The organism is Vibrio sp. 1F279 (assembly GCF_041439815.1).
Taxonomy (GTDB): domain Bacteria; phylum Pseudomonadota; class Gammaproteobacteria; order Enterobacterales; family Vibrionaceae; genus Vibrio; species Vibrio tasmaniensis_A.
In genome coordinates this window covers 16356-42364 of the sequence record NZ_JBGOOU010000026.1, presented here as the reverse complement: position 1 = coordinate 42364, position 26009 = coordinate 16356, and the positions used below count along the sequence as shown (strand labels likewise).

The window sequence follows — 26009 nt, the reverse complement described above, 5'->3', positions numbered from 1 at the left end:
TTATTTGCTTACGTTATGTTAATTTGAGCTTTGCGGATAGAGTTCGTTACTGTGACTGTCATTGTTGTAAGAGCTTGATTTAAGGCTTGCCCATCCATAGATTCATCTTCACCAATTGTATCTTCAAAATCTTCAATCGCTTCTTCAAATTTCATTTTCAATTCTGCGTTGATCGCTTTTACAAGTATCAATGACTCTCGAAGTTTATTTAGTTCAGCCAAAGCATAATTAGCGTAAAATTGAGTTATATTTCCGGTTTCGGAAAACCGCTTAGGTGCATCCTTAACAAACTCTAAGAAGTCATCCATAAAATGAGGTATCAGAACCTCCCTCATCCAGAAGCCTTCCTCAATAGACTGACGCTGAAGACGTTTGCTCTGTTTGTTAGTCCCGAACCAAGTAACTATTGCAATAACAAGAGCACCTATACTTCCTAAATCGGACAACGAAACTCTGCTCGCACCTACAGTTTCTGTTTCTTTTAAAACCTCGTGTGGAGGACTAACCACTAACCTTATTACATGTTGTTTATTAAGGTCATCAAACTCGTAAGACTCCAACTTTACAGGAACCTCAGCTGCTATGGATGATGGCGATTTATTTGTAGAAAAATCTGAGGAAGGAAGAGAGATTGAAACTCCTTTGATCGGAGTTGATTCAGAAAGTGTAACAACAACACTTTCTGAGCTGATAACCTTTGAGCTATTACTCGTCAAGGTATAATTATTTGCATACCATGAGCAGGATACGCAAGTAATTAAAATTGTAAGGCTCAATATTAGAAGGCGAATATGATGTACCATCAAACTAGCTCAAGCTGCTACTTGAAACCAAGCCGCGTCGTACAGCCCTAATACATTCGTTTTTACTAATTTCATTTAAGCTATCAGTATCCATATGCTCAAGTAATTCATTTATATCTTTTAGACCCAACAGTAAATGTTTAAGCTCATCCCCTACTAAGCCTAAAAAATATGAGCTAGTAATCACTTGTTCCGGAGCCGCCTTAAACAGAAACTTCTTTGCTGTCTTGATGCCAAATTTATCTTTTGCGCGCTTACCATTTTTACGCCCAGTAAAAAGGGTTGTGCTCTCCAGTTTAGTGAAGTCAATTATTAGCATGTCATTATTACCATTATCTTGGTTCACCTATCACTCCTCAGAACTAAGAGGTAACGTGTGTCCCTGCAGCGGTATTCTGATATTTATCATCACACCAGGAAACTTAACCTCTTTCATAGTTCGTACGTACTCAGGATCTGGTCTTTCATCTAGAGTATTACTTTTATTGAAAGAGATTACAAAACTTTCCGAACCATCGTCATGCTCATGTGTTAGAGATGAGTATGTACTATCAAAGTTTATAACCGTATTGCCTGATATTAAACTCATCTGAGGCAAAGGTGCATTATCAGAACCATTTACACGTAAGCTACAATAATCGTTATATATTGTTTCAAAGGTTTCAATTAACGTAACCGAACCCTGACCACGAGTATCATCCGTATCTCTTTTGGAGCTTACGTTTCCTTGTAACGCAGCAACCGTAAGTAGCGATTCTTTCGTCAGCCCCGGAACGTTGATATGTTTTTGTACATACGAAAGAGCTTCTCTTTTTATTGCACTAACATCATCAAGCACTTCAAAGCTTTCAGCTATAGATTGACCAAGGTTAAATACACACAACTCAAAATAACGATGCTTCTTCCAGTTATTGTTCAGATAACTGCGCACATACCAAACCTTTGACGTTCTATTACAATGCTCATTAGCATTATCTAGAATCTCCCCTAGACAGGCGACAAGTCGGAACTTAGCTGAAGCGCTCAAAGTTAATAGGTGTTCATTTAAACACTCTTCTAAGTGCTCCACACACTCTTCAGCTACCTCTGTTGTCTTATCATCACCTGTGGAGCTTAAAGCTTGTTCAAATCGATTCTCAGCACGATATACATGAACGTCTCGGTTGTGACTAATTTGTTTAGCGTCTTCATTATCTTTGTCCATTAGCTGCCTCAGCAAACCAGTATGAACAAGTAGTACTCTAGCTGCTCGTGAACGACTTTTCGGCAAGACACCTTGATACCTCAAAGGGTGCTTATGTCGTCCTCTAAAATTTCTAACCTCACTAGCAACTATTCCTAACAAAACCTCACTAGCTAAACAATTTGAAACCACATTTCGGTGGTAAATATTGATTTCATCAATTTTAGGGTTAAGAGCTGCCGACCTAAATTTTGCAATAGCCGTTAATACTTCTTCAGGAGCAGCAAATAAGTCAAAGCAACCAGGTACTTTAAATTTATATTTACCATTATTGATCGCGAAAAAGCTAGGTTGACTCTTGGGTGATAACACTGAGAGTTCATTGCATAACAAAGCATCAGGCATGTGTAGCTTGTAACCCTGAATGCTCTGAGCATCCTTGTTTTGCTTTTTAGTCCGTTTCGCCCTACGCAGTCTACTTTTCAATGATTTACTATTTTTAATATGCTTTTTAAGGCGAATCCGCTGAACAACAATGAGAGAATCTGTTTCTTTTTTCATTATAAAACCTAATAAACAACTTCACGCGTGCGCAATTTAGCACGTAAGGTAATAATAAACAGAGAGGTAAATGCGAAATTTTCCCTTTATAAGGGAGCACGCTGGTATGAACCACATCAATTCCGTAATCAAAATACGCATAGGATATATGCGCAAGCAGATAGCGAGATGCTTCAACAGATAACGTGAGCTGGCTTTGTTCCAGTCTCTCTTCAATGTCGTCGTCAGGCGAAATGGCTCCTACCGATATCTGCGCTTTTTGGGATTGGTACTCATGATGGCTTTCTGAGCAATAATGCAATCGAATGGGAATGTCACATCTCATGTCAGCTTTAGGATCAACCTCTTTTAATGTTGGAATTTGAGTCGGCGCAATTGAATTTATCATGTTAACTTCCTTCATTTTTCGTCTTATTTATTGTCTCAATCAACTGCTTCGCTACCTGCTCCATAGCTTGGCTACTCAAGTCGTTTCTTGCACCGCGCAATTGATCGTATTGTACGAGGCGTGACACGGAGTCTTGATAAAGCCCTAACGTCGCTCGCTCTGCATCAGAGGTCAATGTAAACACGCGATAACGCTGCTTCACACAGTCATCGAGGTAAGAAAATACGCAGTGTTCCATTTCTCTGGCTTCCCTTCTCAGCCCAAGTCCTGTGGTGATTTCTTCCACTGTTATGCCTTGCGTGTCAAACGTCTCCCACTCGGCTCTTTCCCACGTCAACGCATTCATTTGCGCGTCCGCATCCAACCTGTCGGTGTTCATTCTGGCCACCCAGCGTTCATGTTGCTGGACCAAAGCGTACCAAGATTGATTTTTGTGGATGACGGCATCCTCGCGCTCTACCCAATCGAACACATCATTAAATTGGTTGAGGGCTCGGCGCCATTGCTCTTTTTGTTTGCGCACCTTAACGCGCCCAATCATGGGCTTGAAGTATTGCGCCCATCGAAACACCACACGCTGAAGGCGCTCAAAATCCAAAACCCCGTGATGGTCATGTCGCGCCTTTTGGTCCCTTATGGTTGATAAGAGGCGAACCTGAATCGTGGTGGAATACCCCGTAAGCGCATCAAGCAGCGACAGCTCTGAAGGTGTCCACATCCTTGCTTGGATAAGCAAAGCTTGTACTTTTCTTGGTTGACGATTAATTTTTCGAATGACGCCTTTACTGACCTCTGTAGGCAAATGGGAAAGCAAATGTTCGTAGCTGAATAGATTAGGATGTATGTGGCGGTTGACTCCTCCTGGCAACACACTTAACCAGGGCAACCATACTCGGTGACGTTGATAGGCACTCACATCCTTGACCTTATTGCTAAAGGAATGCAGCTGCCCAAAAGATACCTGGCTCAGCGAGCATTGGTATATTTGCAGGTAGAGCGACAACTTCTCTTTATCGACAAAATCCCACAGGTGTTTATAGAGCGCGCGTCCACCTAGCTTGATGCCATGTTCAAGAAAACCAAATTGCTGACCAAACCGCTTTGAAACCCACTGTTTGGTTGTTTTCCCCATATCAAGATAAGCCATCGGTACTGGTGTCATATCCATCCCGTCATAATCGCCTTTTTTCGGCGCTTTCACTGGCACACTGAGCGCTTGAATCCCTTGCTTTTCCAAATCCGACAATAGCGCGCCTATCACGTATTCCAATATGTTGTAAAACCGCCACGCCAATGAATCCTGACGAGATTGCATCATAAAATCAGGCGAATACTGGCATCCAACCCAAGACCCGTGGAGATTATGCTCCCCATCCCACGTTAACGAGAGACGCTGCATAGTGACTTTTTGATTGGGGTGCTTAACGAGACGAAAGAGTCCAGCCAGCACTAACGTATCGAATGCTCCATCTTGCTCGCGTTTGACCATTCTTCGCCAAGACTGGTCGTTTAAAAAGCGGTAGAGCGTTTGCCATGCCAGCACCTTCGATTGCTCTTGTTCACCCTCCATACCGTGAAACGAAGCCATCGTCGATGACAGTAACACTTGGGGTGGCGGCAAGGCCGTTAACGTGTTCATCGGCCCTCCCTTTTTTGAATTAACGCGCTGCGCGGAGGCGTCACCATGCGGTCGTGTGTGTCAAAGTCCACCCTATCCAGATTCAAGTGATGAAAGCTCATCACTTCACCATCAAAAATCGGCGAGTGCTCGTGCGCAAGAAACCAACAACCAAAATCAGAACGAGAAGGTCTAGGCCCTATCCTTATCGACAATGTGTAAGAAAAATCTTCTGGCTCAAGGTGAGTGGTATATTCGTTCTCCGAGTCTTCCCACTGTTGCTCCCATTGACGTTGCGCCTGTCTATAGGCCTCACTGGCACGGTGATATCGCGTGACACAGGCTCGCTTATGCACCCCAAGATAACGACAGACTTTAAAAAAGCCGTGCAAATGCGCGATTGTCACGCTTGACTCAAAACGCATCACGCCTTTACTTAAAGTAAAGGTGCCTTGTATCCAGCAATCTTGACGCTCAGGTTTACTAGGTAACGTCCATAACCCAACAAAGATATATTGGCCTTTCGTCAGTTTCTTGAGGTAGGCTTGGCCATACGCAAAACGACGTTGACCGATAGATTGACGAACCCCACCCAGTGACAAGACTTCATGATTACGAAGCTGATTCAATTTAGATTTATAATACAGTGGGCGACGGGCTCGCTTGAAAAACTCAAGCAACGTCATCTCGATAGACGGATTCATCCTTCCCCTCCATAAGTTTTCATCATAACGTCATGCGCGACTTTCAATTTTTTCACCCCGTTATAAATATTGCGGCGCGAAACGCCGGTGATAAACTCCGCCAACTCGTAAGTGTGGCCATGAATAATACGAAGGCGCACCGCCTTTCGAGTACTGTTAGGAAAGTCCCGCTCTGAATACATCGACAACAACGCATTCAGGTGCCTTTCTGTGAGAAACTGCCTCATACCCCTTTCACCCATTAAGCGCTTAAAGCTGAATTTTTTGTGTCGTCTAGCCGACTCATAATTTAATCCTTTTTGACTTCAAACCTCAGAAGAGCCAATCCACTGCTCATCGAGGTAAGCATCCCAACCATCAGGACTCACTGAGAAATAGTCGACACACTCCAACGTATCGTGCGTCCAGCCGCCTTTGGGGGCGTGGTACTGAACCATTTCCACCCCCTCCAAGCTCAGAATACGAAGCAATGCCAACGTGCGCCCTTCCATCAGGTCGGGCTCAGCCGGTGATAACGAACGGGCGACTATCATGAACCCATCTCCTTTCCTAACTTGCCTTTGTCATCGAAATGACGCTTCTGACAGCCTTGTTTCCACGCACTGCAGCTCCAATAGAAACTGCCTTTGTTTTTCCCGGACTTGCGCACCAACACACCTTTGCCACAGGCACACTTTTGATTTTTGGCGGGCTTGCCGCGCACGCTATCGAGGATAAGGCCACATTGCTCGCGGTCTTCACATGCCCAAAACGGTTTCTTGGTCGAGCGAAGGCGCATTTTTTTGCCACACAACGGGCAGGGCGCTTCGGGCTCAACGACTTTCGGTAAGGTAATAGTGATGTCTCCGGACTTCACCTTACTAACAATGGCGCGCACAAATCCTTCTTGGTTTTGCATAAAGGCATCGAGGCTCATCTCTCGCTTGGCAATGCTTTCGAGCGACTGCTCCCAAATCGCGGTCATCACCGGATTGCTCACTTCGTTCGGCAGCGCCTGAATCAAACCGCGTCCCGCTTCGCTACTTAGGAGCTTTTTCCCTTTTGCTTCCACAAAGCCGCGCTTTTTGAGCGTCTCAATAATGGCCGCGCGCGTTGCTTGCGTGCCAAGCCCTGCCGTCTCTTTCAAAATCGCTTTGAATTGAGCCGGAACATTATCGCTGCGTGCAATATTGGCCATCGCATCGAGGAGCGTCCCTTCGGTAAACGCAGAAGGCGGCGTGGTTTTCTTACTCACCACATTGACCTGGGAAAACGTCAGCGACTGACCGACCGTTAAGGAAGGCAGAGATTGAGATGCACTGTCTTCGCTCTTCCCTTTCCCCTCTTCTTTTTCTTCTTTCGCCACAACCCGCCAGCCTTTAACGCGCTCCACTTTGCCGGAGGTTTTAAAGCGGTGACCCACACACTGCAATTCAATCACAGTGGCGTCATCTTCAGCATGCGGATAGAACTGAGCCACGTATCGCTGCACGATGGCTTGATACACGTGTTTTTCGCACTCGGTCAGTCCGGTGAGCGTCGGCACTTTCGCGGTGGGAATGATGGCGTGGTGCGAGCTTTGCGCCACTTTTTTATCGTTCCAACACGCGCTGCTTATTGCCCCGTCCGCGCCCTGGCACATCGATGCGAACTCGGAAGTCTGACCCAGCGTCTTCAAGATTTGAGTCACTTCGCCCTGCTGACTCACCGGCAAGAACGCACAATCGGTACGCGGATAGGTAGTCAGTTTGTGCTTTTCATACAAGGCTTGCGCCGTATCGAGCACTTGCTGCGCGGTGTAACCGAACTGAGCCGACATGGCCTTCTGCAGAGAGCCCAAGAAAAACAGCGCAGGATGTTTGGCTTTTTGGCGTTTGGTATCAAACGCCGTCACTGTCGCGGCTTGCCCCTGACAGTCACGAGCCACACGCTCGGCCACCTCACGAGACAAACAACGCCCTGCTTCATCGCTTTGCGCTTCTGGCACTTGCCATTTAGACGAGAATCCTGCGTCACCGACGACGTCATAAAACGGTTTAGAGACAAAGTGAGCGATGGCCAAGTCTCGCTCAACCACCAACCGTAAGGTGGGCGTTTGAACACGGCCCACCGATAAAGCGGCGCGATAACCGGCTTCCCGTCCCACTAGAGAGCAAAGCCGCGTTAGGTTCATACCCAACAACCAGTCGGCTTGACTGCGGCCAAGCCCCGCCCAATAGAGCGATTCGGTTTCACTGCCGGGTTTGAGATTATCCAGACCTTTTCGAATGCTGGCTTCGTCTAAGGCGCTGAGCCAAAGTCGAGAGACTTGGCCTTGGTAACCCACAAACTCTAAAATCTCACGAGCAATCACCTCCCCTTCACGGTCAGCATCGGTGGCTATCACCACCTCTGTCGCGCTGGCCAATAATTTCTTGATGACATTGAACTGTTTCTTCTTGTCCGGTGGCACGACCATTTGCCAGGTCGATGGCACGATAGGGAGCGTGTCATAAGACCAAGCTTTTAATGCGGGGTCATAATGCTCCGGGTCGGCTTGAGACAGAATATGACCAAACCCCCAGGTCACGACCACACCTTGACCGCGCAGCGCCCCCTCGATTTTTTCATGACAACCCAATACCTTGGCAATGTCGCGTCCTTGGGACGGTTTTTCACATAAAAACACACGCATGGTTTACCTCCAACCGACGCACAAATAAGGTGACCGCGTCACATTTAGAGCGCCTTCTTGATAAAGAAAGCACTGACCCAATAACAAGTCACCCATCATGATGTCGTCACCTTGCTGGCGAGTTGTTTCTTCACCCAACCTGGCGTGACCTTACTGAGCGTCATGCCTTCACGGTTGCCAATTAAAGCTTGCTGCACTTGCGAACAAAATGGCTCTTGCGCTTTCACGCCGAGCTCCGCTTGAGCGCGTTGGTCGGCGTCACCACTTCGGCGCGACCGCACACGAAATCGAAGCGCCGCAATCGCGTTAGATAAATTCACTCCTCTCATCTATCACTCCCTATTTAAAGTTCAGATTGAGAGGCTGGGTTATTATTCGCCCCTGATTGTTGTGGCTTTTTTAATAACACCGCATCCACACGCTGCGCCATGATGGTAATTAACGAAGCCGTTAATGCCATGCCTGACGTCATTTGGCCTGGGTTATTTTTATCTTCCCAAACGTCGATGCGGAGTTCGCCTTCAATACGTACGCGCATGCCTTTTTGTAATAACTTACTTAACGCCTCAGCGTCACGCCCCCAATAACTGATATCTACCCAAAAACCGCCCTTATCTTCATAAGGACGCTCTGGATCTTGTGTTTTAATTAAACGGTCGTACTTGACGTTAAATTTTAATAACGGTCTAGCTTCACCATTCGAGCGGTCATTCGCCGGCTGCCAACGCAATTCTGGTGTCATACCAATATTGCCATCAAAAATAAAAAGACCTTTTGCCATCTGTTTTTCTCCTTTGAATAAAATCACGAGAAACAGTATCAAAAAGGCAATAGAAAAATACTCGTTAAAAATACATTGGTGGATGTATTTTTAACGAGTATTTATTTTTTATTTTGTGTTACACTATTTAAAGTTTCGCCCAACAATAATTTATTATTATACTCATCACGTATCAATACACAAAACTGATCGCTTAACGCTTTATTTCTTTTGCCTCACCCCTTTGCTTTCCCTTTCCCCTCCTGCCTCAAACTACAATATATTGTTCCATCAACAAGGTTGTCGCGTACGCTCCATTTTTCACCTTGCTACTGCCTCACACGTGTTATTTCTATTTACTGCCTCATTTATTTACACCTTGCCTCAACGTAATACCGAAATCCCCCGTTTTTCACCCCGTGCCCCCTCAGCGCTGATCGCCTTGCTCACCGCTGAGGGGGCCTGTTTGCGCCACATTGAAGCCGTTTAATGGTTTACTGAAGCAAATTCTTACCTTAAGGTTATCTAGAAACCTGTTTTACTTGAGTCTTTATTATGAAACCTAAATATCGCGAAAGTCTTATTAATCAAATGAGGCAGATTCAACGTGATAAGAAAAAGAAAAATTCTAAACTTGAATCATTCAAAAAGGAAATACTCATCTTGAGGCATGTTAATTTAAGTTATAAAAAAATTTCAATTTGGCTTGACAATAAACATAGTACGAAAGCATCCTTGAGCCAGATCCACTATATGACTTCTGTCGCTTGGAAAGATGATCCTTTCCTAAAAGATATTAAATCCATGGCAAAGTATGAGTAATCAATTATTTAATGAATTAATCGATAACAATTATCTTGTTATCGATCATGAATATACCCAAATAACAAAACCATCACAGAAAAAAGGATCGCCTTTAGATCGCTATCGTTCTGAACTATTATTTTTCAGGCGCGAGATGGGCTGCTCTTATCACGATATAGTAAAGTGGCTTGCAATACATAAAAACGTTCACCGCTCTCATACTCAAGTTGCTTTAAGAATTAAACAATGGGAGGCGGAATATGCCAAACAAAAAAAGCTCCCGACGAAAAAAGTTTGAGCGCAAGGCGAGAAATTTTTTCAATTTCCACTATTTTGGGCTAGGTAAAAACAAAAAAGAGGCGAAAGGAAAATTAAGAAGTCAATCCACTCTTTTTCGACATGTGGAGACAGCTGCCTTTATTCAAGAGCGGATGGGCGCATCCATGCTAATAGATATTACGCCACAAATGGCATTGGATTATTTATCATCCCGAGTCGGTAAAGTTTGTAGTAAAATGCTTGCAAATGAGCGGCGTGTACTAGAGCGGATCGTTTATTTACATGAGCCAGAGCGTAGGCTTTATATAGAAGAAAAACTCGATCCTAGAGAGTGGGTAAATCGAGCTTATACTCACGAACAAATTCATCAAATCATGACACATCAAACTCCAGAAAATCAGTTAGCTACCGCGCTTTGTTTTACAGCGGGGCTCAGAGTACAAGAGCTCCTCACCCTCCAACGATTTGACGAAGCTTCAGCGTCAAAAGATCGAAAATGGCGCAGTGATTTGTTTTCGGGTTTGCAAGGCGAGAAATACGTAGTGAAAGGCAAAGGGGGACTATATCGAGCCGTCATGATCCCGCATTGTTTAGCGAAAAAATTAGAGAGGCATCGTCTGAGTGAACCCCGACAAATCAAAGACCGAAAATGTACTATCACTAACCGGTACAACATCACTGGCGGGAAAAAATTTACCGATGCTTTCAGTCAATTGTCTAAGCGAGTTCTAGGCTGGTCACACGGTGCTCATGGGTTAAGATATACTTACGCACAAGATCGGCTTAATCGTTCTATTCCCGATAAAAGTTACGAAGAAAAACTGGAAATCATCAGCCAAGAGCTTGGCCATTTCAGAAAAGAGATCACACCTCACTATCTTCATCGAGGTACGTGTTCGTAGAAATAAGGGCGCTCTTAGACCATGCTTCACAAAACTGAATCAGGAGGGGTTTTACCCCCTCCTGCCCAGCTCTACCTTACTGCTTCGTAGACAACAAATTGAGCCAGAAAACTTGTGCCACCATCCTGGTAGCGAACCTCACAGAGTGAGTCTCGAACTAACCATAAGCTACACAAGAACGTAAAGCACAGGACAATAAGTCCTGCGAGTGCTGTTTTATTTTTCGGCATATTTTGTTGCCTCCACAGTAAAGAGGCTCTACAATGAGTTTGTGGATCATCACTTAGGCCTCGTTAAATGAAAGTTACTGCGTCAACAGTAACCGGATAACGGGGCTTTTGTTTATCTGCCACAAGCAAACATAAAAGTCAGTCACTCATGGCAAATAAGCCAAGAGCGCCCAAACAAATTCTACCACAAGCCTTTCAAATCAAGAACGTTTGTTTCCAGCCCCCCCACTTTCACCATTGATATCAAGCTTGTCAAAAACGACAAAGGGCATTCATTTGTGCTTCAAATGAATGCCCTTTGTACATCGTAAGTTTACGCCTTACGGCGACGTAGTTACCCCACGAATTAATCATTCAAGCATGATTTAGGCTCGCCAGCTTGCACGCTGACTGGTAGTGCTAAAGATAAAGGTTCACTCCTTAAGTTAAGTCTTTTGACGCAATGGTCCCCCTCAGAACCTGGGCATCAAGTAAGGTTATGTGCTTGCAACAGGCTGTCACAAAGTAGAATTTAGCCCTTAGAAATCAGAGCAGTATAATGACGCAGTGGCCATATTGAATTGATATAAAATCAAGCAGTTGAATGAACAGGCGCAGAGCCTGAGCAGTTAAGTATGCTTTCACTTCTTTAAAAAGAAGCCGCGACACGTTTCAGAGAGCCATTTAAGGGGGGTTAACCCCGTGTGCTTAATACTGTGCAGTCAGTATTCAACTACAACAGTCTTAGTATAACATAAGATAAAACAATGTGATGGGCTGGCTAGACGACTCAAAAATGAGGTTATAATGCTCACTTTCGCCGCCTTAGTTGAAACATAGCGACTCTTCATGACACTTTTGACATTTATATAACAGGAGGGGGGATGGCGGTCTTTAATATCCGTTATTTGGATAAAGAAAGAAATACGCTCAAGTCCGAAACCGTGTACATGCGCTCTTTAACCGCAGCCAAAACCAGCGCTACCGGACAAGCAACCGAAAATACGTTTAAAATAGAAATTAGCGACGTTGTCGATAAGCCTCTCGCCTTTCGCTATGCGACTGGCAAGTGGGATGAAGAAGAAAAAGAAACCATAAAACAAGGAAAAGAGATGAACCGTAAAGAATTAGTGGATCATATCGCAGAAGAAGTCGATATCACAAAAAAAGAAGCCGATGCCGCACTGAAAGCCATCATCGAAGGCATTACCACAACACTCGCCGATGGTGATGACGTGACTTTGGTTGATTTTGGCACATTCAAAATCGCCCATCGAGCAGCGCGTGAAGGCCGCAATCCTAGAACGGGCGAAACCATTCAAATTGCCGCATCAAAAAGCCCAACATTTAAAGCAGGTAAAGCGCTGAAAGAAGTGTTGAATCCATAACACTTTACTAAGCCTCACCAGAATATTGATGATTTTAGTGAGGCTTAAAATCGTAAGCGGCGTAATTAACAACGTTTTAGGCTAATCTTACTCATAAACTGGCTTAGCAATAACCCAATCCTCTAAATTACCTAGCTCCGCTTCTATTTCGACAAATAACTTACTCTAGCTTCACCGCAATTTTCTTTGCAAATTTCATAACTTCACCTTCGATATTAGAGGGAGTACCCAACATAACAGGTGCATCTTGGACATGATGAAGAATTGAAGCATAAATATCTTCAACTGAAGGAGTAAAAGGCAATTTCTTAATATTTAACACCGCCTTTCTTAAGTTTTGCTGATCACTTGGATGGGGGCTAAACCATGTTGGACGTCTAGCCCAACATTCTAAAGCTTCGAGTAACTGTTCCATTTGATTTTTCCTTTAAAAACATAACGCTCTTTCCGATTATTCACTTTGTTATAGTGAAACTAATGATTATGAAATCCAACGGCTATCCAACCGTAATTTAAAGGTTAGATATGAGAGAAATCCCAACCTCCCATATAGCATACTTTAAATAAATGATAAAAAATTGATCTTAGGCTTTGATTGTTCTAATACGTAATGCAGTAAATTATCATCTAAATTCCGAGAGCACAGTGTGTGACCACCAAGCGACTCAAAGTCAAAAAGAGAGCACAATTTCAAACCTATACCCTCTTCATTAATCATACAAGCAGCCATTCATCAGCTTCATTGAACGCTTGCTCGATCACCTTATTTACTCTCTTCTTCTCATCTTTATCCCTGGAGTACACTTCTAAGTTATTATTCGTCCCTTTACGAACTCGTATCCGAGCATCAGGATAAAGAGGCTTTAAACGACGCTCTAGCTCCTCGGTTATTTTTCCTAACCCGCCTTTCGGTAATACTTTTTCATCGACCATCATTTCAACACGCATTTTTGCCTACCTTATATTCAATCACATCACAACACTGTTTAAATCAACAGTATGAGGACAAGCGAGTATTGTCAATTCATTTAAAGATGGTTTCCTTTAGGTACACCTTTAATGCACCAGGTTATTTTAGTGCTGTAAATAGCAAAAATAGATGTATAATGCACCAACATAACTAAACCAATGTAAAATGCACCAATGAACAGTAATATACGAATTTATGGTTACCTAAGAGCATCGACCGACGAGCAAGATGCTTCACGAGCAAAAAATGACCTTATTGACTTTGCAGACAAAATGGGGTTCCCGATCGCGTGCTGGTTTGAAGAAAATGAATCTGGCGCTCAATTACATCGTCCTGAGTTATTTCGACTACTCGATGTCGCCATGGCCGGTGATATCATCCTAGTTGAGCAGGTAGACCGAATTAGTCGTTTGAACACCAAAGATTGGGAGCAACTGAAAAACATCATCGCCAATAAAGGGCTAAAGGTGGTGGCATTAGACCTACCGACGAGTCATCAATTCATGAAGACCACCGATGAGTTTACAGAACGAATGCTTGCTGCACTCAACAGCATGATGCTCGATATGCTTGCCGCTGTCGCAAGAAAAGATTATGAAGATAGACGTCGACGCCAAGCGCAAGGCGTACAACGAGCGAAAAAAGAAGGGAAATACAAAGGTCGACCGGTTAATGTCAAATTGCACCAAAAGATAGAAGGCCTGCTTCGAGAAGGCAAAAGCTACAGCCAGATTGAAACGCTTATAGGTTGCTCCAGACACACTATTTCCAAAGTTTCTAAATTAATAAAAAACAACAAGACGCTATGTTAAGACCATCACGACAAGATCGAGAAAACCTCTTTATCCAAAAAGCAAAACTAAAGTACGGTGAGCGGTACGATTTTTCGAAAATGAAGTACGTCAATCGTTCTACCCCTGTCGAAATATTATGCCCAGAGCACGGACCCTTCCATACAACACCCAATAATTTTCTGGCCACGGTAAAAAAGATCGGTTGCCCGCTTTGCAGTCGTGTGCAGAAGGCAAAACGTACACCACAAAAAGCCACTAAAAAGAATGAAGTCAGGGGGTGTGGGACGGATAACTTCAATGTTCGAGGAGGGACGAAACAATATAACCACCTATTGCTGAAGGTGTTTGATTGACAAGTGACCGCCTAGATAGGGCGATGTTTATTATTTGTTAGCTAGACATAGTCACTCGGCGCTTAAGGTCTTGAGCCTTCAAAACCTTGGCTCCCATGATCACAACTCGAAGAAAACCCTGCTTTGATTGGGACTTGTTCCAATTATCTAGGTTCTGGCGCGTTGTAGATGCGTACCTGGCCAATTCGTCAACAGTGTCAAACCCAGCCATTTTACTGAGTTCTGAGAGTTTATAGTCTGGTACAAAACTCATGAGAGACCTCCGAACTGATTAGTCAAAATGTTTGACCAAAGCATTTATTTTAGTAAAGTATTTTGACTAATGGAAACTATTCCGTAAATATGTTTGACTAAAGACTTAGGACTACAAACGGCTTAATACCGTTTGTACCTGATTTTGAGAAAGGTAAGGTTCAAAAAAACAACGAATGGTGGTGTTGTCAAAAAATGAGAGCTGAGTGAAACGGAAGTTAGCCTTACCTTTAAACGGGCAAGGCTGATACGTTATCTCTCTAGACTAGTGAGAAAGTTGGGCGAGTTCGTCTTTACTCAATCCAGTCACGTCCATAATGGCTTGTTGGTCCATCCCATTAAGCATCATCTTCCGCGCCATTTCATTGAGTGTCTCTTGGCGGCCGCGTTGCTCGCCTAGCTGAATACCTTCCTGGCGTCCTTCCTGGCGTCCTTCTTGGATGCCCTCTTGGCGGCCACGTTGAATGCCACGTTGTTCGCCTTGTTGGCGTAATTGCTCTGCAATCGTCATAAGTGTGTCCTCGTGTTTCGGTACTGATGAGGCCAGCGACGTGATCAACGCCTCTAGATTGTTCGTTTCACCCACTTGGAGTAAATAGCTCATCAATGACTGTACTTGCTTGTCTGTAGTGTAATCGGTTAAGAGCAATGTGACCAGAGGCTCAAGGAAATCCATGATATCTCGATGTCTCGCGTGCTTTTGTACCAGCTCAAGCAAGGCGATACGGCGATGCTGCATTATTTCATCGTCGGATATGACCGTGACATCGACCAATGGAAAGTCTTGAGTATAAAGCGCTTTAGCCTGGTCTGGATTAGCAAAGCCTTTTAACCAATTCATGGCATAGGGATAAGGCGATATTTTGCCATGGTAAAACTGCAATGGTATCACCAAAGGTAAATATTCATGGCCAGCATCGATATGCTGCTGCATGGCGGCGATAGCGTAGCGCATCAGCCTGAACGCCATGTGCTTATCTGGCCGACTTTGGTGTTCGATTAACGCGTAGACGTACCCTTCTCCCTGAGAGGTTTTGAGAGAATAGAGCACATCCGAATAGTAAGGACGCAGGCTTTCTTCAATGAAGCTGCCAGATTCGAGCTTGAGCGTCGTCAAATCACAGATGTCACGCAGCTCAGCTGGCAGGTGAATATCCAGTAAGTCCTTAGCGGTTTCTGGATGCGTCATAAACTGCTTAAAAAGCGCATCATGTGGGGTTGGCGTTGTTTTTTTCATGTCATTATCTTAACACTCAATGCATATACACACTTACTTTTATTCTTTCTCTATGTAATATCTAACAACGCTAGACAACGACACTGTGCAACCTTCATAAACATTCGTCATTCTATAATCCATTGAGTTCTACAATCAAGGCAAATCCAGTTACCCGGTGCTTCTGTCACGGATTCCCTCACGGAAGTACTCTTACATGTAGGGCATTTAAGGTATATATCTTCCTCAATTGTAAAACCCTTTATATATTCAACAACAAAAACATCTTTCTCACTACCGTTTAAGCCCTGAATATCAGCTTCAAATTCTGCAGAGCTTACAAGCTCTGTTAACAACTCCCTGAAAGGATTCTCTAACAACGCCATGTTAGTTTTTCGCATCGTTTTTCCTTTTTCATATGAATGACACATTGTAATGGGGAAAGCCAACTTATTGTGAAAGTACGACGTCATGCGGAATTAATATCCATAATAAAACATCATGTAGTTGCCGATTTCAAGTTCGGCTTCACAATGTGTCGTGTAAGCTTTTAAGTAAACCTCTTCATATTTCAGACTCATCTATAATCCCATAACGCTCGCTAGGTAGAGCCATGGAGGAGCGCGCGACGACATACAGAATGAGCAAAGCGAAAAAATATTGACCGCTGCGCTTTTCATAAAAAAGGTCGCACTGTCAGTCACCATGGCTTAAATCTTGCCCCTCGCCTTGCCAGAATGCGCGAGCGTAGCGAGTAAGATAAGGCGGTGATATTAACGCGTCTTCGGAGTGTATCGCTGTGCTACCGGAGGATCAGTGGAAGTGGGGCCCGTTCTTATCGTGATATCGTCTGAAGGTGAGTTTATCGAGAGACTTGATACGATAAGAATGGGAGGTAGTTTAAGGCTCTTTGATTTATCCACTCTATCCACAGATTTTTAAAATTAGTAATAGAAAGAAAAGTATCGAATGTAAGTTATAAAATGGGGTATCTACTTTTCACCGTCGTAGTATCTATATATCTCAATAGTTAGTATCCATTTTGTGTGGATAACGTACAAAGCCAGCAAAACGCTCCCCATCGGAGAATTTTATCCACCGCAGACTGAAAATCAGTCGAAAAGAGAAACAATAGAGGTAAAATCTAACTAATAGAGCGTGATGAAGGTCAAATTAAGTGGGTAGAGGGATGTACTAAAGCCGCTTCGAAGAAGCAAAAAGATGAAAAAGAAGGGAGATTAAGCCGCGAGGGTCTCGGGCGGTGAAGCGGTAGGAGAGAAGCCCAAATGTTTAAGGCGGGTATTCGCTGTCACCTCGAACTCTTGCTTACTCAGTATTCTGTCTAACCCTTCATCGAGCATTTTTTTAACAACGAGGCTCAACGCTCGTGAGCGATCATTGGTTTGTTGAACTTTCTGTTTGGTACTGGCTGCCCCAATCGCCTGATTACGACGCTCAATGGTGCCTTCCCATAGTGTATTACGCAGTATGGCCAAGCGTGCAGGTAGGCTCCCTGCCCCCTCTTGAATCGCCCGCTTATCCGCTGCTTCAAATTCTTGGCAAAGTTTCTTTCCAGCGGTTTCTCCGCCAACTAAAGTCCCGAAGTCATCCGTTAAGACATAAACGTTGTTGAGATTACGCTTTTGCCCATCTGTTTTGTCGTGCACCAGGCCACCACGTGGGTCGGTCGCCAGGTTATCCCCAATAAAGGCATGACGAAGCAACCCACACTTGATCAGTAAGGAGAACCAACGAGAGACCGTGGATTGGCTTTTACCAATCACTTCGCCAATCTGTGACTGGGTGCCTCTTAGTGAGAACGAACGCGTGCTGAGACAAGTGTTGCAAATCATATAGAGCACTAAGTGATCGAAGGTTTGCGCCGCATCTTTACGATACAACACCGTGCTGCCTTGACGCTGCAACTGGTAGTAGAGTCCACCATTAGCCCGAGCGCCGTGTTTTAACACCGCACGAAAGACATCCGCTAGACCCGCTGGGAGCTTAGGCGGTTTGCCACTTTTCTTCCAGCGCTCAAGCGCATACTCAGGGCGATGATGGAACGCAACCAAAGCCGCTTCATAATCCGAGAGCGGTTGGGTGGCCTTGCCCATTGGGGTTTGCTTGGCTTTTTCGAGTTCGACCAAGAGCTCAGAGCGCTTTCGTGAACGCTTGCTTTCGCGCGCATATCGCTGCTCTTCATATTCATTAGCCTTATCTTGCAATGTTTGCTCTTCCTCTGGCGCGAGTCTCTCGCCCGACAAGACTTGATACGCTTCATCGGGGTGATAAGGCGCGCCTTGCTCCACTGCAAAAGAGACCGTGCTTGGCTTAGCCGTTAGGGGCTCTGGCGCCCCCTGAAACACGGTTCGTTTAGCCATGAGAGACCTTAATCACAGGCGCAAACTCCGCGCGCTCGACCCCTTCAAGGACTTCAAAAGGGATAGCGCCGAGCTTAGCCTGAGCCGCTTGCGCTTTCGCATTGTTGTCCGTCACATCTTGTCGGGTCACCCCCGAATGCTGAAAGGTGACGCTCATTGAAATGATCCCACGCAGGGCTTTCAAGCACGCAAGGCGATGTTGTTCAAAATCACTGCGGGTCATCTGCGCTTTAAAGTGCGCATCTGAGAGCTGCACCATGGCAATATCAAATTGCTCTAACAGCGCCAGCAGGCGCCAACCAAAGCGCGTCTTGACCGATACCGACTTTTTCACCGGCGCGCGACTCAAGGTCTCATGATACAAAATGCGAGAGCTATTGCGCTGAGGGAGTACATCGAGCGTGGATTGGCACAGAGTAAACGCCGCATTGATGGCGCGCTCGATTTCAAGCAGGGCAAAATCCGCGTAGGGATCGTCATGGCGCGCCGCATGCTCCAGTGTCGAGAGACGTTGAAAAAACAACCCAACACCGGGGGCTTTGCTCCGTTTCGATGGATTCCACAGTTTGACGGTTTCGACGCTGTGCAATTGCACTTCGGCGCTGGCCACCAAGCCGCCCATTTTATTGCTTTGCTGCTTTTTATTGCTCATGCTCTTTATCCCACTTTTCTAGTTCTTTCCATAACGCGCCCAAACTGACTTGGTACGTCCTCGCTATCTGTAACAGTGCCTCTGCACTGATTTGACGGTAATCCCCTTGCTCCATCAGCGCTTTGCATACGGCACTGTGTTGTTTATGGGAAATGCTTCGACCTCGATATGATTTATCAATGGATAATTTATCTCGAAAGGCACAGCACTCTTCGGCTCGAACCCCGAAAAAATGCATCATCATTTTGTTGTTCGCACCATGTAATAAAAACGTTTTATGCTCTTCTGGCGGCTCTGCATCAGAAAATAACGCCTGCATCAACGGTGTGATATCAAGTGCGCCTTTGCGCTGTCTAATCCAACCATCCAGCTCGCGATACGAAAGGCGCTCTAATCTAGAAATCTGCGCATCACTCACTCCAATGGCTTTTAGCACCTCCTCTTGACCAGAGACGGCCAAGTAAGCCAGTTTAGTGATCACGACCTGACACACTTCACTGGTAAGATCATCTTTTTTCATGCTCACACCCCCTCCAACATCACAAGTGGATTGACCGCGTAGCGAGTTTCCCACGCTTCGGTCAAAGGAAACAAAAAGCCGTTCAGCGCTTGATTGGAATCTTGAATGCGCGCTTTGTGTACGTTACGCGCCTCTTTGGTGACGATATGACGCTTTAGAGGTTGCAACCCTTGTTGAACTTCGCTGTAACTGTTGGCTTTGGCGTACTGGCAACGCTCATCGATGAAAGTACGAAAGGCGCCAGGCGAGACCACAAACAAACCTTGTTCAAGGCGATGGAATAACGCGTCTTGACGGTTCACCGGGTGCACGCCGCCTTTAAGGACTGAATCTAACCATTCATAGAAAGCACGGCCCAAGTCTTCGCCGTGGGTCTCCCTTAAATCTATCTTCTGCAGGAGAGCGTGAGGCTCGCTGGACTCAGGCACAGATACAGGCTCAGCGTTTAACGCTTCCAACGCGGCTTCGACCTCATCCACCGGCGCTGCGGGCTCTATTGCTGTAGGAGGTATCGCTTCTGGGTCTTCATCCTCTTGCTCGATGGGCGATGTAGCCTGCGTCATAGCGGGCTGCATGAAAGCCATGAGGTCATCACTGATGGCGTCATTGTTGAGGGGCGCTTCAAGATAAGTGGTGTCTGCCATAGGCGCGTCTTCATCCTCAGGCACGATTGACTGAGGTTGAGTAGGTGTCGCTTCTCCCTCAACGTCTACCTCAACAGGAAGAATGTGTCCCACCAGGCTCTCCAGCTCTGCTTCTGGGGCGAATGTCGGCCAATGCACACAGATAAAGGTAAAGGTTTGACGCCAGTCAAACTCAGAAAGCAGCACCTCACACTTCCAAATCGCCAGGTCGTCAGCGTTAGGTCGAATGAGTTGATGTTGCTGCAGCTCGTTAAACAAACGGGAATTATCCGATGGGACGGAGGTGATGCCACGCTCAAGCAGCGTGCTGCGTAGACGGTCAGCGATGGGCTTACTCATCAAGTAAAGAAGCTCCCCCTCCACAAAACCTTCGGCGCCTTTTTTGTTCAGTGGGATGGTCGCGCTTTGCAGAAGGTGCGATAAAGTCAACTTGAGTTGTCCCGCTAGGGACACCGTCGCTCCGCGCGCTTGCTCAGCGGCGAGATTAATCCCCTCTTTGTCGGCGCCCAAGTCTTGCGCGACGCTGGCCGCGTCCGCTTGCGTGACGATTTGCTCAATGACATTGTCCGGGTTCTTATGACCTGATAGGTACTCAACCATGGTATGAAACAAGGCTTTGTCGCTGGAGATAGCCAGCATGGCATCAGAGCTTAACAATTGAGTCAGTAGGGTATGGCCCATATATTGGTGCGTCGAATACTGGCGTGCTTTGTGGTATCGGCAGCGGTACGGTCTGGTGATGGCGCCCATCACTGGACTCCAACGCTCCCCCTCCCCACCTTCTTGATGCAATTCGATGTCCACATCATTGATCTTGCCTGAGTCGTGCAGCAGCGCGCATAAAAACACGCCATAGACCCACACAATTTCACGATGGATAACCTCTTCTGGTGGGGTGTTGGGCGGTAATATCGCATTACGGCGCAGACGCATGGCGTAAATGGCCACATCGAGACTGTGAAGCAGTAAACCGCGTTTACCGGTGTGGTGATAACTTTCTGAAGCAGGGATATCTTGACACCACATGGCGTAGTTCACGACCGTATCGACGACAAACTCAGGCCACACCTCAAACGGCAGCGCAAGGCCGCTGCGTTTTAAGACACGGAGTTTGTCCTGGATAATCTCGTCGTGTTCAAGCTCAGCCCGAGTCGCAGGCAACACAAAACCCTCTGGAGCGCTCAGCGTACCAGAGGTAGAGACATCGGATTGATTGTGTTGTTCATCCTCGTAAAGCCAATCAATGAACCGTTTAATATATTTAAACATCCTACCCTACCTTTTTGACTCCCAAAATAAAATTATACTGTATATAAATACAGCAAAAAAGGCGCCTTATTGCATAAAAAAACAAAATCACTGTATAAATAAACATAAATAATGTCATTTCATTGCACTGAAACACAGCTCAAAAACCTGTTTCAATTAGAGGCAGAAACACTGCCCCCTAGGTTTGAACCCATTTCATGCACGAAATAAAAGTAACAGAGACGAAAAAATCAAGGCGTGATAGCCCTGTACTCTGGATATTGGTAGGCGACACAGCACGAATTGTGTATGACGCTAAGTCGAGCGCTAAGCTCGTCGGGTTTGATAGCACCGAAGCGATGTAGGCTAAGGGCAGTTAAGTATGCTTTCACTTTTTCCGTTTGAACTTGGAAAAAGCCGCGACACGTTTCAGAGAGCCATTTAAGGGGGGTGAACCCCGTGTGCTTGACTGCGCAGTGGCAGACGTTAATCACTGTATAAAAGTTGAACGAAGAGATCAACCTCTTGGGTGGGAAATTGAGAAGGCAGGACACCGCTTGTTGATTCAATATTGATGTGGTTATGAGTCATGTTCATCTGGACCAATAGGCGATTGACTAAGCATCACAGAGGGGAAAGACGTCCCTCTTCATTGGTATTAGGTAAATGTTTGAATTGGAACTATTGTCACATAAGAGCACAAGAATAAGGTGCGAGCCCCAGAGCAGTAGGGGCTCGCAATAGTGCGCAGTGGGATGCGCGCACTAAATTTGGTGTCGGGGTGTAGTGCATGAGTGGGTTTTTAAAGAGCCAGAACCCATACTATTACTGTTTAACCATGCGTTCAATATATTTAACTGTTTAGTTCTAATTGTGGAACTTATTAGTAACCAAAAATAGGATTAAGATCAAGACTATTAAATGATATAAGTTGCCAGGCATGACAAAGATAGAATTAGCAATAGTTGAAACAATCAATAAAAGTGGATTGAGTAACTATGAAATAGCGAAGAATCTTAATGTTTCTAGATCATTAGTAGGAAGATGGGCTAAAACAGGGAAAATTTCTGTTGAGAATTTAGGAGGTCTATGTTCTCTCTTAGGAATTGATGCTAATCAACTTCTTCAGATCTATTCAGAAGATCAGTATTTATCGGAAATTGAACAAGAAATAATCAATTTATTAAAGCAAAGTAACAAAGAGAAGTCCGTTTATCTTCCTGCGATACGAAAGTTATTGTCTTAAATATCGATTCTCGAATGGACTTTAGACTAACAAAAAAATTTAGTTAATTAGTCTGTCGTGTGTAGTTTGGTTTACTCTATAATTAAAGATCCCCCCGTGCCTACACGGGTACTTACTTTCACAACTCCATACGTAGTTAACATTCATCCACGTTGAGCCGGCGACGTTGTCGCCTTAGCGGCCTACGGCCGAAAACAAAGAGACTCAACCTGCTAGGTCGCTTTGCATGAATCGTTTATCCTATCAGTCATGCATCCGAATAAGCCCATCAAACAACTCTTCAATGCCAACGATACTTGGTTGAACTACCTCAATAAGTACCGAGAAACCCTCCGAACCGTCGTCATTGAAAACGTCACTAAGATGCTCGCTTGCAGTACCGTTACTTTTGGATCTAAAGATTATCGATACAGCCAAGTCAACTGTACCCATCAAAAATACATTCACCAGACGTGTAAATCTCGCTTTTGCAGCAGTTGTGGCATAAAAGCCACAGAGCGGTGGATACGAAAGTAACAACATGTCTTTCCTGAGTGTGAATATCAACACGTTACGTTGACGCTCCCACACACGTTGTGGCCAATCTTTTGTAATAATTGATGCTGATATAGGCGTTTTTTAACGGGTACTCGCCTTTCGATTGGTCTCACAAGTTTTTTAAGATTATTTGATTATTAAAAGTGGTTTAATAATAGTTAAATAGTTTCTAATTTGAAAAAATCCGTTATAAAGAGTTAGTAATATAGTTAATCAGTTAAAAGGTTACGTTTCCCTAAGACCTTGTATAACGGGGCTTTCCGAGTCATTTTGTGTTCAGAACCTCGATGGATTGTGTTCTAAACCACGATGGCGCGTGTTTAGTGGCGTGTTTACAACCACGATGGTGCGTGTTCACAACCACGTTCGTACTGTGTTTCAAACCACGAGTCAATTAATGACTTACGCACCTATTGTTAACAGGTTATGCACAGTTTATTTTGTGGTCAAAACCCCGAACACCAACAATAAAAACAAAACTTAAAAATATACGGTATGTTATTAGTCACTTTGTATTTTTCATAAGTGTTAAAGCGTATGTTTTCTAAATTATGTGTTTAAAACCTCGAAGTTTTTGTTCAAAATAGCATCTGTTTTTGGAGCGTGTGGTTAAAACCCCGAGTTTTAAGTGTTTTTAAACCTTTTATATTCTTCTTTTATACTTCCTTCTTTGTCTTTATAAACAATTATTTTTTCAACTGTTTTTGTTTCTTTTGCTGTTGAATAGGTCACGACATAATCAGGAATGGACTGTTTCTTATCAATCTCTTTTATTTTTCGCCTAAATTCTCGTAAGGGAGATTTAACCCCGAATTTATTATAGAGATTTTCTAACCCTATCTCCCATTTCGATTGATTTCCACAATGTTTCCTGCAGAGTTCGTACAATCGTCTATCGTATGGTGATCTTAAAGAAAAATATTGGGGCGCATAAGTTAAGATCTGATTGTTACTTACGGCATCAAACAAAATAGAAGGTAAAATAAGCTCTACATATTTCATTCGACCTGTTTTTTCGTCAGTGATTAAGTCGTAGTCACTAACGAAGCTAAAACCTTTATCCCTCTTTAAACCATTATTATGTGTAGTGGTATAAACGGTTGTGCCTGCTAAACGCTTTAAACTTTCTAGTACCGCTTTATAGGATTTACCGTCAGTACTTTTATTCGTACTTTTTAGAAAATCATACAGTGTAATATGTATCTTTTGACCGACTGCTTGCCCTCTATTTTGTGCCTCTGCTATTTGACCGAAGCAATACAACAATAAATCTTTATCGTGTATCGTTGCCCTACCCTTATCATTTGGCACTATCTCAATTGATGCACCTGTCTTTTTATTATGATAATGATATGTATCAGTATCGACTTTAGAACTAATGCTAAACAAAGGAAACTCCATAGAATGCGTTTCCCCTTTTGGAGACGCATCAATGATATTAGCGACAAATAGTTCTAATTGTTCTGTTGGTATCAAATCTTTAGCCATATCTAAACCTTTTTCAACAATCGTTGAATAATAGCTGTTCTAATCACCGAACTTCGATCTGTCTTGACGTCTTCTTGGGCTTCTACTTCTTTAACTACTTTCTTCACTATATCGAAGGTTTTGATAGTAAGACTCAGATTGATCGTTTTTGTTGTTCCAGGTTCAATGAACTCTTCAGCAATTAAATTATGAAAATCGTCCTTTTCAAACAATTCGGCTAACACATCTTCAAACCAATAAAGACGTTGTTTTTTATTGTAACCAGAAGCAAGAAGGTTAGTTTCAATCTTCTCTACCATCTTTGATGGTATTCTTACGGCTATACGCTTGACTGGTTGTAGAGATGCCTTGTTTGTTTTAATCATTTATAACTGCCCTACTTTTTCTCATCTTTCAAAAAAGTAACTAATAAATTGAATGCTTCATTGAGGTCTTTAGATTTATTTAAATCTAAACTTTCTAACACTTGTTCTGCTTTAAACTCTTTAGTGGCTGCTTCAATAATTCTCTTCATGATATCCACATCAGCTTCTTTACTAATTTTAATGACGGGTTTGCGAGCCGTTAAAGACTGTTTAGTTGGTCTGCCTTCAAGTTTTGCTTTCAGGTCTTCTGGTTCTAATTGTGCTAATGCTGCACATTTTTGAAGACTGGTAATTTTACCTTCCTCAATAGCTTTTATTAAAATATCTGTCTTGTGTTTGACTTTATATTTAATGATCGCTAGATATCTTTGGGCGTCTGCTGTCGATAAGCCGGAGACTTTTCCTAATTTCCTAACGGATATTTTTTCTATTCCGTGCGTTCCGTGGATCAACTTTTCAAGTCTCATCGTTTTTTCAAAGATGGTCATATCTTCACGGTGAACGTTTTCTTCCCATTGCAGAACATCTATTTCGTTTTTAGTTAGACGTTCCTCATTAATTCTTGAAGAAATATATTGTTCACCCAACATAATGTGAGTGAGTAAACGCCTTTCGCCAGAGATTAAGTGAAATACACTGTCCTCTTGCCAAACAACGATTGGGTGTAAGAGTCGAGTAGGGGATTTAAGAACTGCGCAGAACTCAATAATTGACGTTAAATCACCAATTTGTTTTTCTTTAAGTCCAAAGTCCTTTACTACTTTTTCAACGTATTCTTCTATCCAGCCATTATCTTCTTCCTTTTCTAATGACAGATTAATCGGATATTTTGCTTGTATTTTCGAAACAAGAACCGTGTCAATCGCTAATTTTCTCGGGTTATCTTGGTCAGTTTTTATATGGGAGATTGGAAGGTTTTTAACTAAGATGCTTTTGCTCTTACTGTCGAGTTGGGAAGCAGTAGCATTTGTCCATTTTTTACTGCTACTTACGTCACCATCAGCTTCAACTTTACCAGTCCCTGCTCTACTTTTGTTTGAACCAAACTTTTTAACCACATTAAATCCTTACTGTCTCCGATGGAGACACCT

At 44.0% G+C, this 26009-nt stretch carries 29 protein-coding genes and 1 pseudogene; 7 read left to right on the top strand and 23 right to left on the bottom strand.

All coding sequences use genetic code 11. The features are described 5' to 3' along the window. Positions 1 to 8: 8 nt before the first annotated feature. From ACED60_RS17635 to ACED60_RS17590, 10 genes are all read right to left on the bottom strand, one after another. Positions 9 to 716: a hypothetical protein gene (locus ACED60_RS17635; protein ID WP_206360793.1), complete on the bottom strand. Its 708-nt coding sequence runs from the start codon at positions 714 to 716 to the stop codon at positions 9 to 11. A 91-nt stretch (positions 717 to 807) separates the two neighbouring features. Further along, a complete protein-coding gene (locus ACED60_RS17630) occupies positions 808 to 1149 on the bottom strand; it encodes a hypothetical protein (RefSeq protein WP_136985037.1) in 342 nt (113 codons plus the stop codon). 3 nt (positions 1150 to 1152) lie between these two features. Beyond that, positions 1153 to 2547, bottom strand: coding sequence for a hypothetical protein (locus tag ACED60_RS17625; RefSeq protein ID WP_136985038.1), 1395 nt, complete (start codon positions 2545 to 2547; stop codon positions 1153 to 1155). After that, a complete protein-coding gene (locus ACED60_RS17620) occupies positions 2498 to 2935 on the bottom strand; it encodes a hypothetical protein (protein WP_371728083.1) in 438 nt (145 codons plus the stop codon). The genes ACED60_RS17625 and ACED60_RS17620 overlap by 50 nt, the downstream gene beginning before the upstream one ends. 1 nt (position 2936) lies before the next feature. After that, positions 2937 to 4574 (bottom strand): PcfJ domain-containing protein, encoded by a 1638-nt coding sequence (locus ACED60_RS17615; RefSeq protein WP_371728082.1) that lies wholly within the window; start codon positions 4572 to 4574, stop codon positions 2937 to 2939. Then, on the bottom strand, positions 4571 to 5257 hold the full coding sequence (locus ACED60_RS17610) for a hypothetical protein (protein WP_371728081.1): 687 nt from the start codon (positions 5255 to 5257) through the stop codon (positions 4571 to 4573). The genes ACED60_RS17615 and ACED60_RS17610 overlap by 4 nt, the downstream gene beginning before the upstream one ends. A 305-nt stretch (positions 5258 to 5562) precedes the next feature. Further along, positions 5563 to 5790, bottom strand: a complete 228-nt coding sequence (locus ACED60_RS17605; RefSeq protein WP_102420898.1) for a hypothetical protein — start codon at positions 5788 to 5790, stop codon at positions 5563 to 5565. Then, complete coding sequence (locus ACED60_RS17600) at positions 5787 to 7910, bottom strand: DNA topoisomerase III (RefSeq protein WP_371728080.1); 2124 nt, start codon at positions 7908 to 7910, stop codon at positions 5787 to 5789. The genes ACED60_RS17605 and ACED60_RS17600 overlap by 4 nt, the downstream gene beginning before the upstream one ends. 95 nt (positions 7911 to 8005) lie before the next feature. Then, positions 8006 to 8239 (bottom strand): hypothetical protein, encoded by a 234-nt coding sequence (locus tag ACED60_RS17595; protein WP_019821570.1) that lies wholly within the window; start codon positions 8237 to 8239, stop codon positions 8006 to 8008. A gap of 14 nt (positions 8240 to 8253) precedes the next feature. Next, positions 8254 to 8691, bottom strand: a complete 438-nt coding sequence (locus ACED60_RS17590; RefSeq protein WP_102300587.1) for a single-stranded DNA-binding protein — start codon at positions 8689 to 8691, stop codon at positions 8254 to 8256. 534 nt (positions 8692 to 9225) lie between these two features. Here ACED60_RS17590 and ACED60_RS17585 point away from each other — a divergent pair. From ACED60_RS17585 to ACED60_RS17575, 3 genes are read left to right on the top strand one after another with little or no spacing between them, the layout of a single operon-like run. After that, entirely contained in the window at positions 9226 to 9492 is a 267-nt protein-coding gene (locus ACED60_RS17585) for a hypothetical protein (protein WP_102420902.1), read from the top strand. After that, positions 9485 to 9772, top strand: a complete 288-nt coding sequence (locus ACED60_RS17580) for a hypothetical protein (protein WP_371728079.1) — start codon at positions 9485 to 9487, stop codon at positions 9770 to 9772. The genes ACED60_RS17585 and ACED60_RS17580 overlap by 8 nt, the downstream gene beginning before the upstream one ends. After that, positions 9735 to 10655, top strand: coding sequence for a tyrosine-type recombinase/integrase (locus ACED60_RS17575; RefSeq protein WP_019821568.1), 921 nt, complete (start codon positions 9735 to 9737; stop codon positions 10653 to 10655). Before ACED60_RS17580 ends, ACED60_RS17575 begins: the two co-directional genes overlap by 38 nt. Before the next feature lie 71 nt (positions 10656 to 10726). Here ACED60_RS17575 and ACED60_RS17570 read toward each other — a convergent pair whose 3' ends face one another. After that, on the bottom strand, positions 10727 to 10885 hold the full coding sequence (locus tag ACED60_RS17570) for a Hok/Gef family protein (protein ID WP_017110292.1): 159 nt from the start codon (positions 10883 to 10885) through the stop codon (positions 10727 to 10729). A gap of 1073 nt (positions 10886 to 11958) precedes the next feature. On the opposite strand from ACED60_RS17570, the gene ACED60_RS17565 reads away from it, so the two are divergent. Beyond that, positions 11959 to 12252 carry an HU family DNA-binding protein gene (locus ACED60_RS17565; RefSeq protein ID WP_371728112.1) on the top strand — a complete coding sequence of 98 codons (294 nt, stop codon included), beginning with the start codon at positions 11959 to 11961 and terminating at the stop codon, positions 12250 to 12252. A gap of 160 nt (positions 12253 to 12412) precedes the next feature. Here ACED60_RS17565 and ACED60_RS17560 read toward each other — a convergent pair whose 3' ends face one another. Further along, positions 12413 to 12667, bottom strand: coding sequence for a hypothetical protein (locus ACED60_RS17560; protein ID WP_371728078.1), 255 nt, complete (start codon positions 12665 to 12667; stop codon positions 12413 to 12415). Positions 12668 to 12966: 299 nt separating this feature from the next. Then, on the bottom strand, positions 12967 to 13200 hold the full coding sequence (locus tag ACED60_RS17555) for a DinI-like family protein (RefSeq protein ID WP_017110297.1): 234 nt from the start codon (positions 13198 to 13200) through the stop codon (positions 12967 to 12969). Positions 13201 to 13395: 195 nt separating this feature from the next. Here ACED60_RS17555 and ACED60_RS17550 point away from each other — a divergent pair, with 195 nt between their 5' ends. Further along, entirely contained in the window at positions 13396 to 14034 is a 639-nt protein-coding gene (locus ACED60_RS17550; protein ID WP_102305866.1) for a recombinase family protein, read from the top strand. A gap of 372 nt (positions 14035 to 14406) precedes the next feature. Here the strand turns inward: ACED60_RS17550 and ACED60_RS17545 are convergent, their stop codons facing one another. From ACED60_RS17545 to mobH, 7 genes are all read right to left on the bottom strand, one after another. Then, positions 14407 to 14622, bottom strand: coding sequence for a hypothetical protein (locus tag ACED60_RS17545; protein WP_017110299.1), 216 nt, complete (start codon positions 14620 to 14622; stop codon positions 14407 to 14409). Positions 14623 to 14886: 264 nt separating this feature from the next. Further along, the gene (locus ACED60_RS17540) at positions 14887 to 15858 is read right to left on the bottom strand and encodes an Rpn family recombination-promoting nuclease/putative transposase (RefSeq protein ID WP_371728077.1); all 972 of its coding nucleotides are present in this window, start codon (positions 15856 to 15858) and stop codon (positions 14887 to 14889) included. A 107-nt stretch (positions 15859 to 15965) separates the two neighbouring features. Next, positions 15966 to 16238: a hypothetical protein gene (locus ACED60_RS17535; protein WP_019821550.1), complete on the bottom strand. Its 273-nt coding sequence runs from the start codon at positions 16236 to 16238 to the stop codon at positions 15966 to 15968. A gap of 837 nt (positions 16239 to 17075) precedes the next feature. Further along, positions 17076 to 18218 carry a hypothetical protein gene (locus ACED60_RS17530; protein WP_371728076.1) on the bottom strand — a complete coding sequence of 381 codons (1143 nt, stop codon included), beginning with the start codon at positions 18216 to 18218 and terminating at the stop codon, positions 17076 to 17078. Beyond that, positions 18211 to 18870: a PFL_4669 family integrating conjugative element protein gene (locus ACED60_RS17525; RefSeq protein ID WP_371728075.1), complete on the bottom strand. Its 660-nt coding sequence runs from the start codon at positions 18868 to 18870 to the stop codon at positions 18211 to 18213. The genes ACED60_RS17530 and ACED60_RS17525 overlap by 8 nt, the downstream gene beginning before the upstream one ends. Then, positions 18860 to 19390, bottom strand: coding sequence for an STY4526/YPO1902 family pathogenicity island replication protein (locus ACED60_RS17520; protein WP_371728074.1), 531 nt, complete (start codon positions 19388 to 19390; stop codon positions 18860 to 18862). Before ACED60_RS17520 ends, ACED60_RS17525 begins: the two co-directional genes overlap by 11 nt. 2 nt (positions 19391 to 19392) lie before the next feature. Then, positions 19393 to 21303, bottom strand: a complete 1911-nt coding sequence (gene mobH / locus ACED60_RS17515; protein WP_371728073.1) for a MobH family relaxase — start codon at positions 21301 to 21303, stop codon at positions 19393 to 19395. Between the two features lie 919 nt (positions 21304 to 22222). Between mobH and ACED60_RS17510 the strand changes: the two genes are divergently transcribed. Together ACED60_RS17510 and ACED60_RS17505 are read left to right on the top strand one after the other, a co-directional pair. Next, a complete protein-coding gene (locus ACED60_RS17510; RefSeq protein ID WP_019821545.1) occupies positions 22223 to 22528 on the top strand; it encodes a hypothetical protein in 306 nt (101 codons plus the stop codon). Between the two features lie 249 nt (positions 22529 to 22777). Beyond that, positions 22778 to 23125 (top strand): annotated as a pseudogene (locus ACED60_RS17505) (transposase zinc-binding domain-containing protein); the annotation flags it as partial. Between the two features lie 564 nt (positions 23126 to 23689). Here ACED60_RS17505 and ACED60_RS17500 read toward each other — a convergent pair. The 3 genes from ACED60_RS17500 to ACED60_RS17490 are packed head-to-tail and all read right to left on the bottom strand — an operon-like array spanning position 23690 to position 25976. Beyond that, a complete protein-coding gene (locus ACED60_RS17500; RefSeq protein WP_019820939.1) occupies positions 23690 to 24553 on the bottom strand; it encodes a replication initiator protein A in 864 nt (287 codons plus the stop codon). Between the two features lie 2 nt (positions 24554 to 24555). Then, positions 24556 to 24918 carry a hypothetical protein gene (locus tag ACED60_RS17495; RefSeq protein WP_102420913.1) on the bottom strand — a complete coding sequence of 121 codons (363 nt, stop codon included), beginning with the start codon at positions 24916 to 24918 and terminating at the stop codon, positions 24556 to 24558. Between the two features lie 11 nt (positions 24919 to 24929). Next, entirely contained in the window at positions 24930 to 25976 is a 1047-nt protein-coding gene (locus ACED60_RS17490) for a hypothetical protein (RefSeq protein ID WP_136985458.1), read from the bottom strand. Between the last annotated feature and the right edge of the window lie 33 nt (positions 25977 to 26009).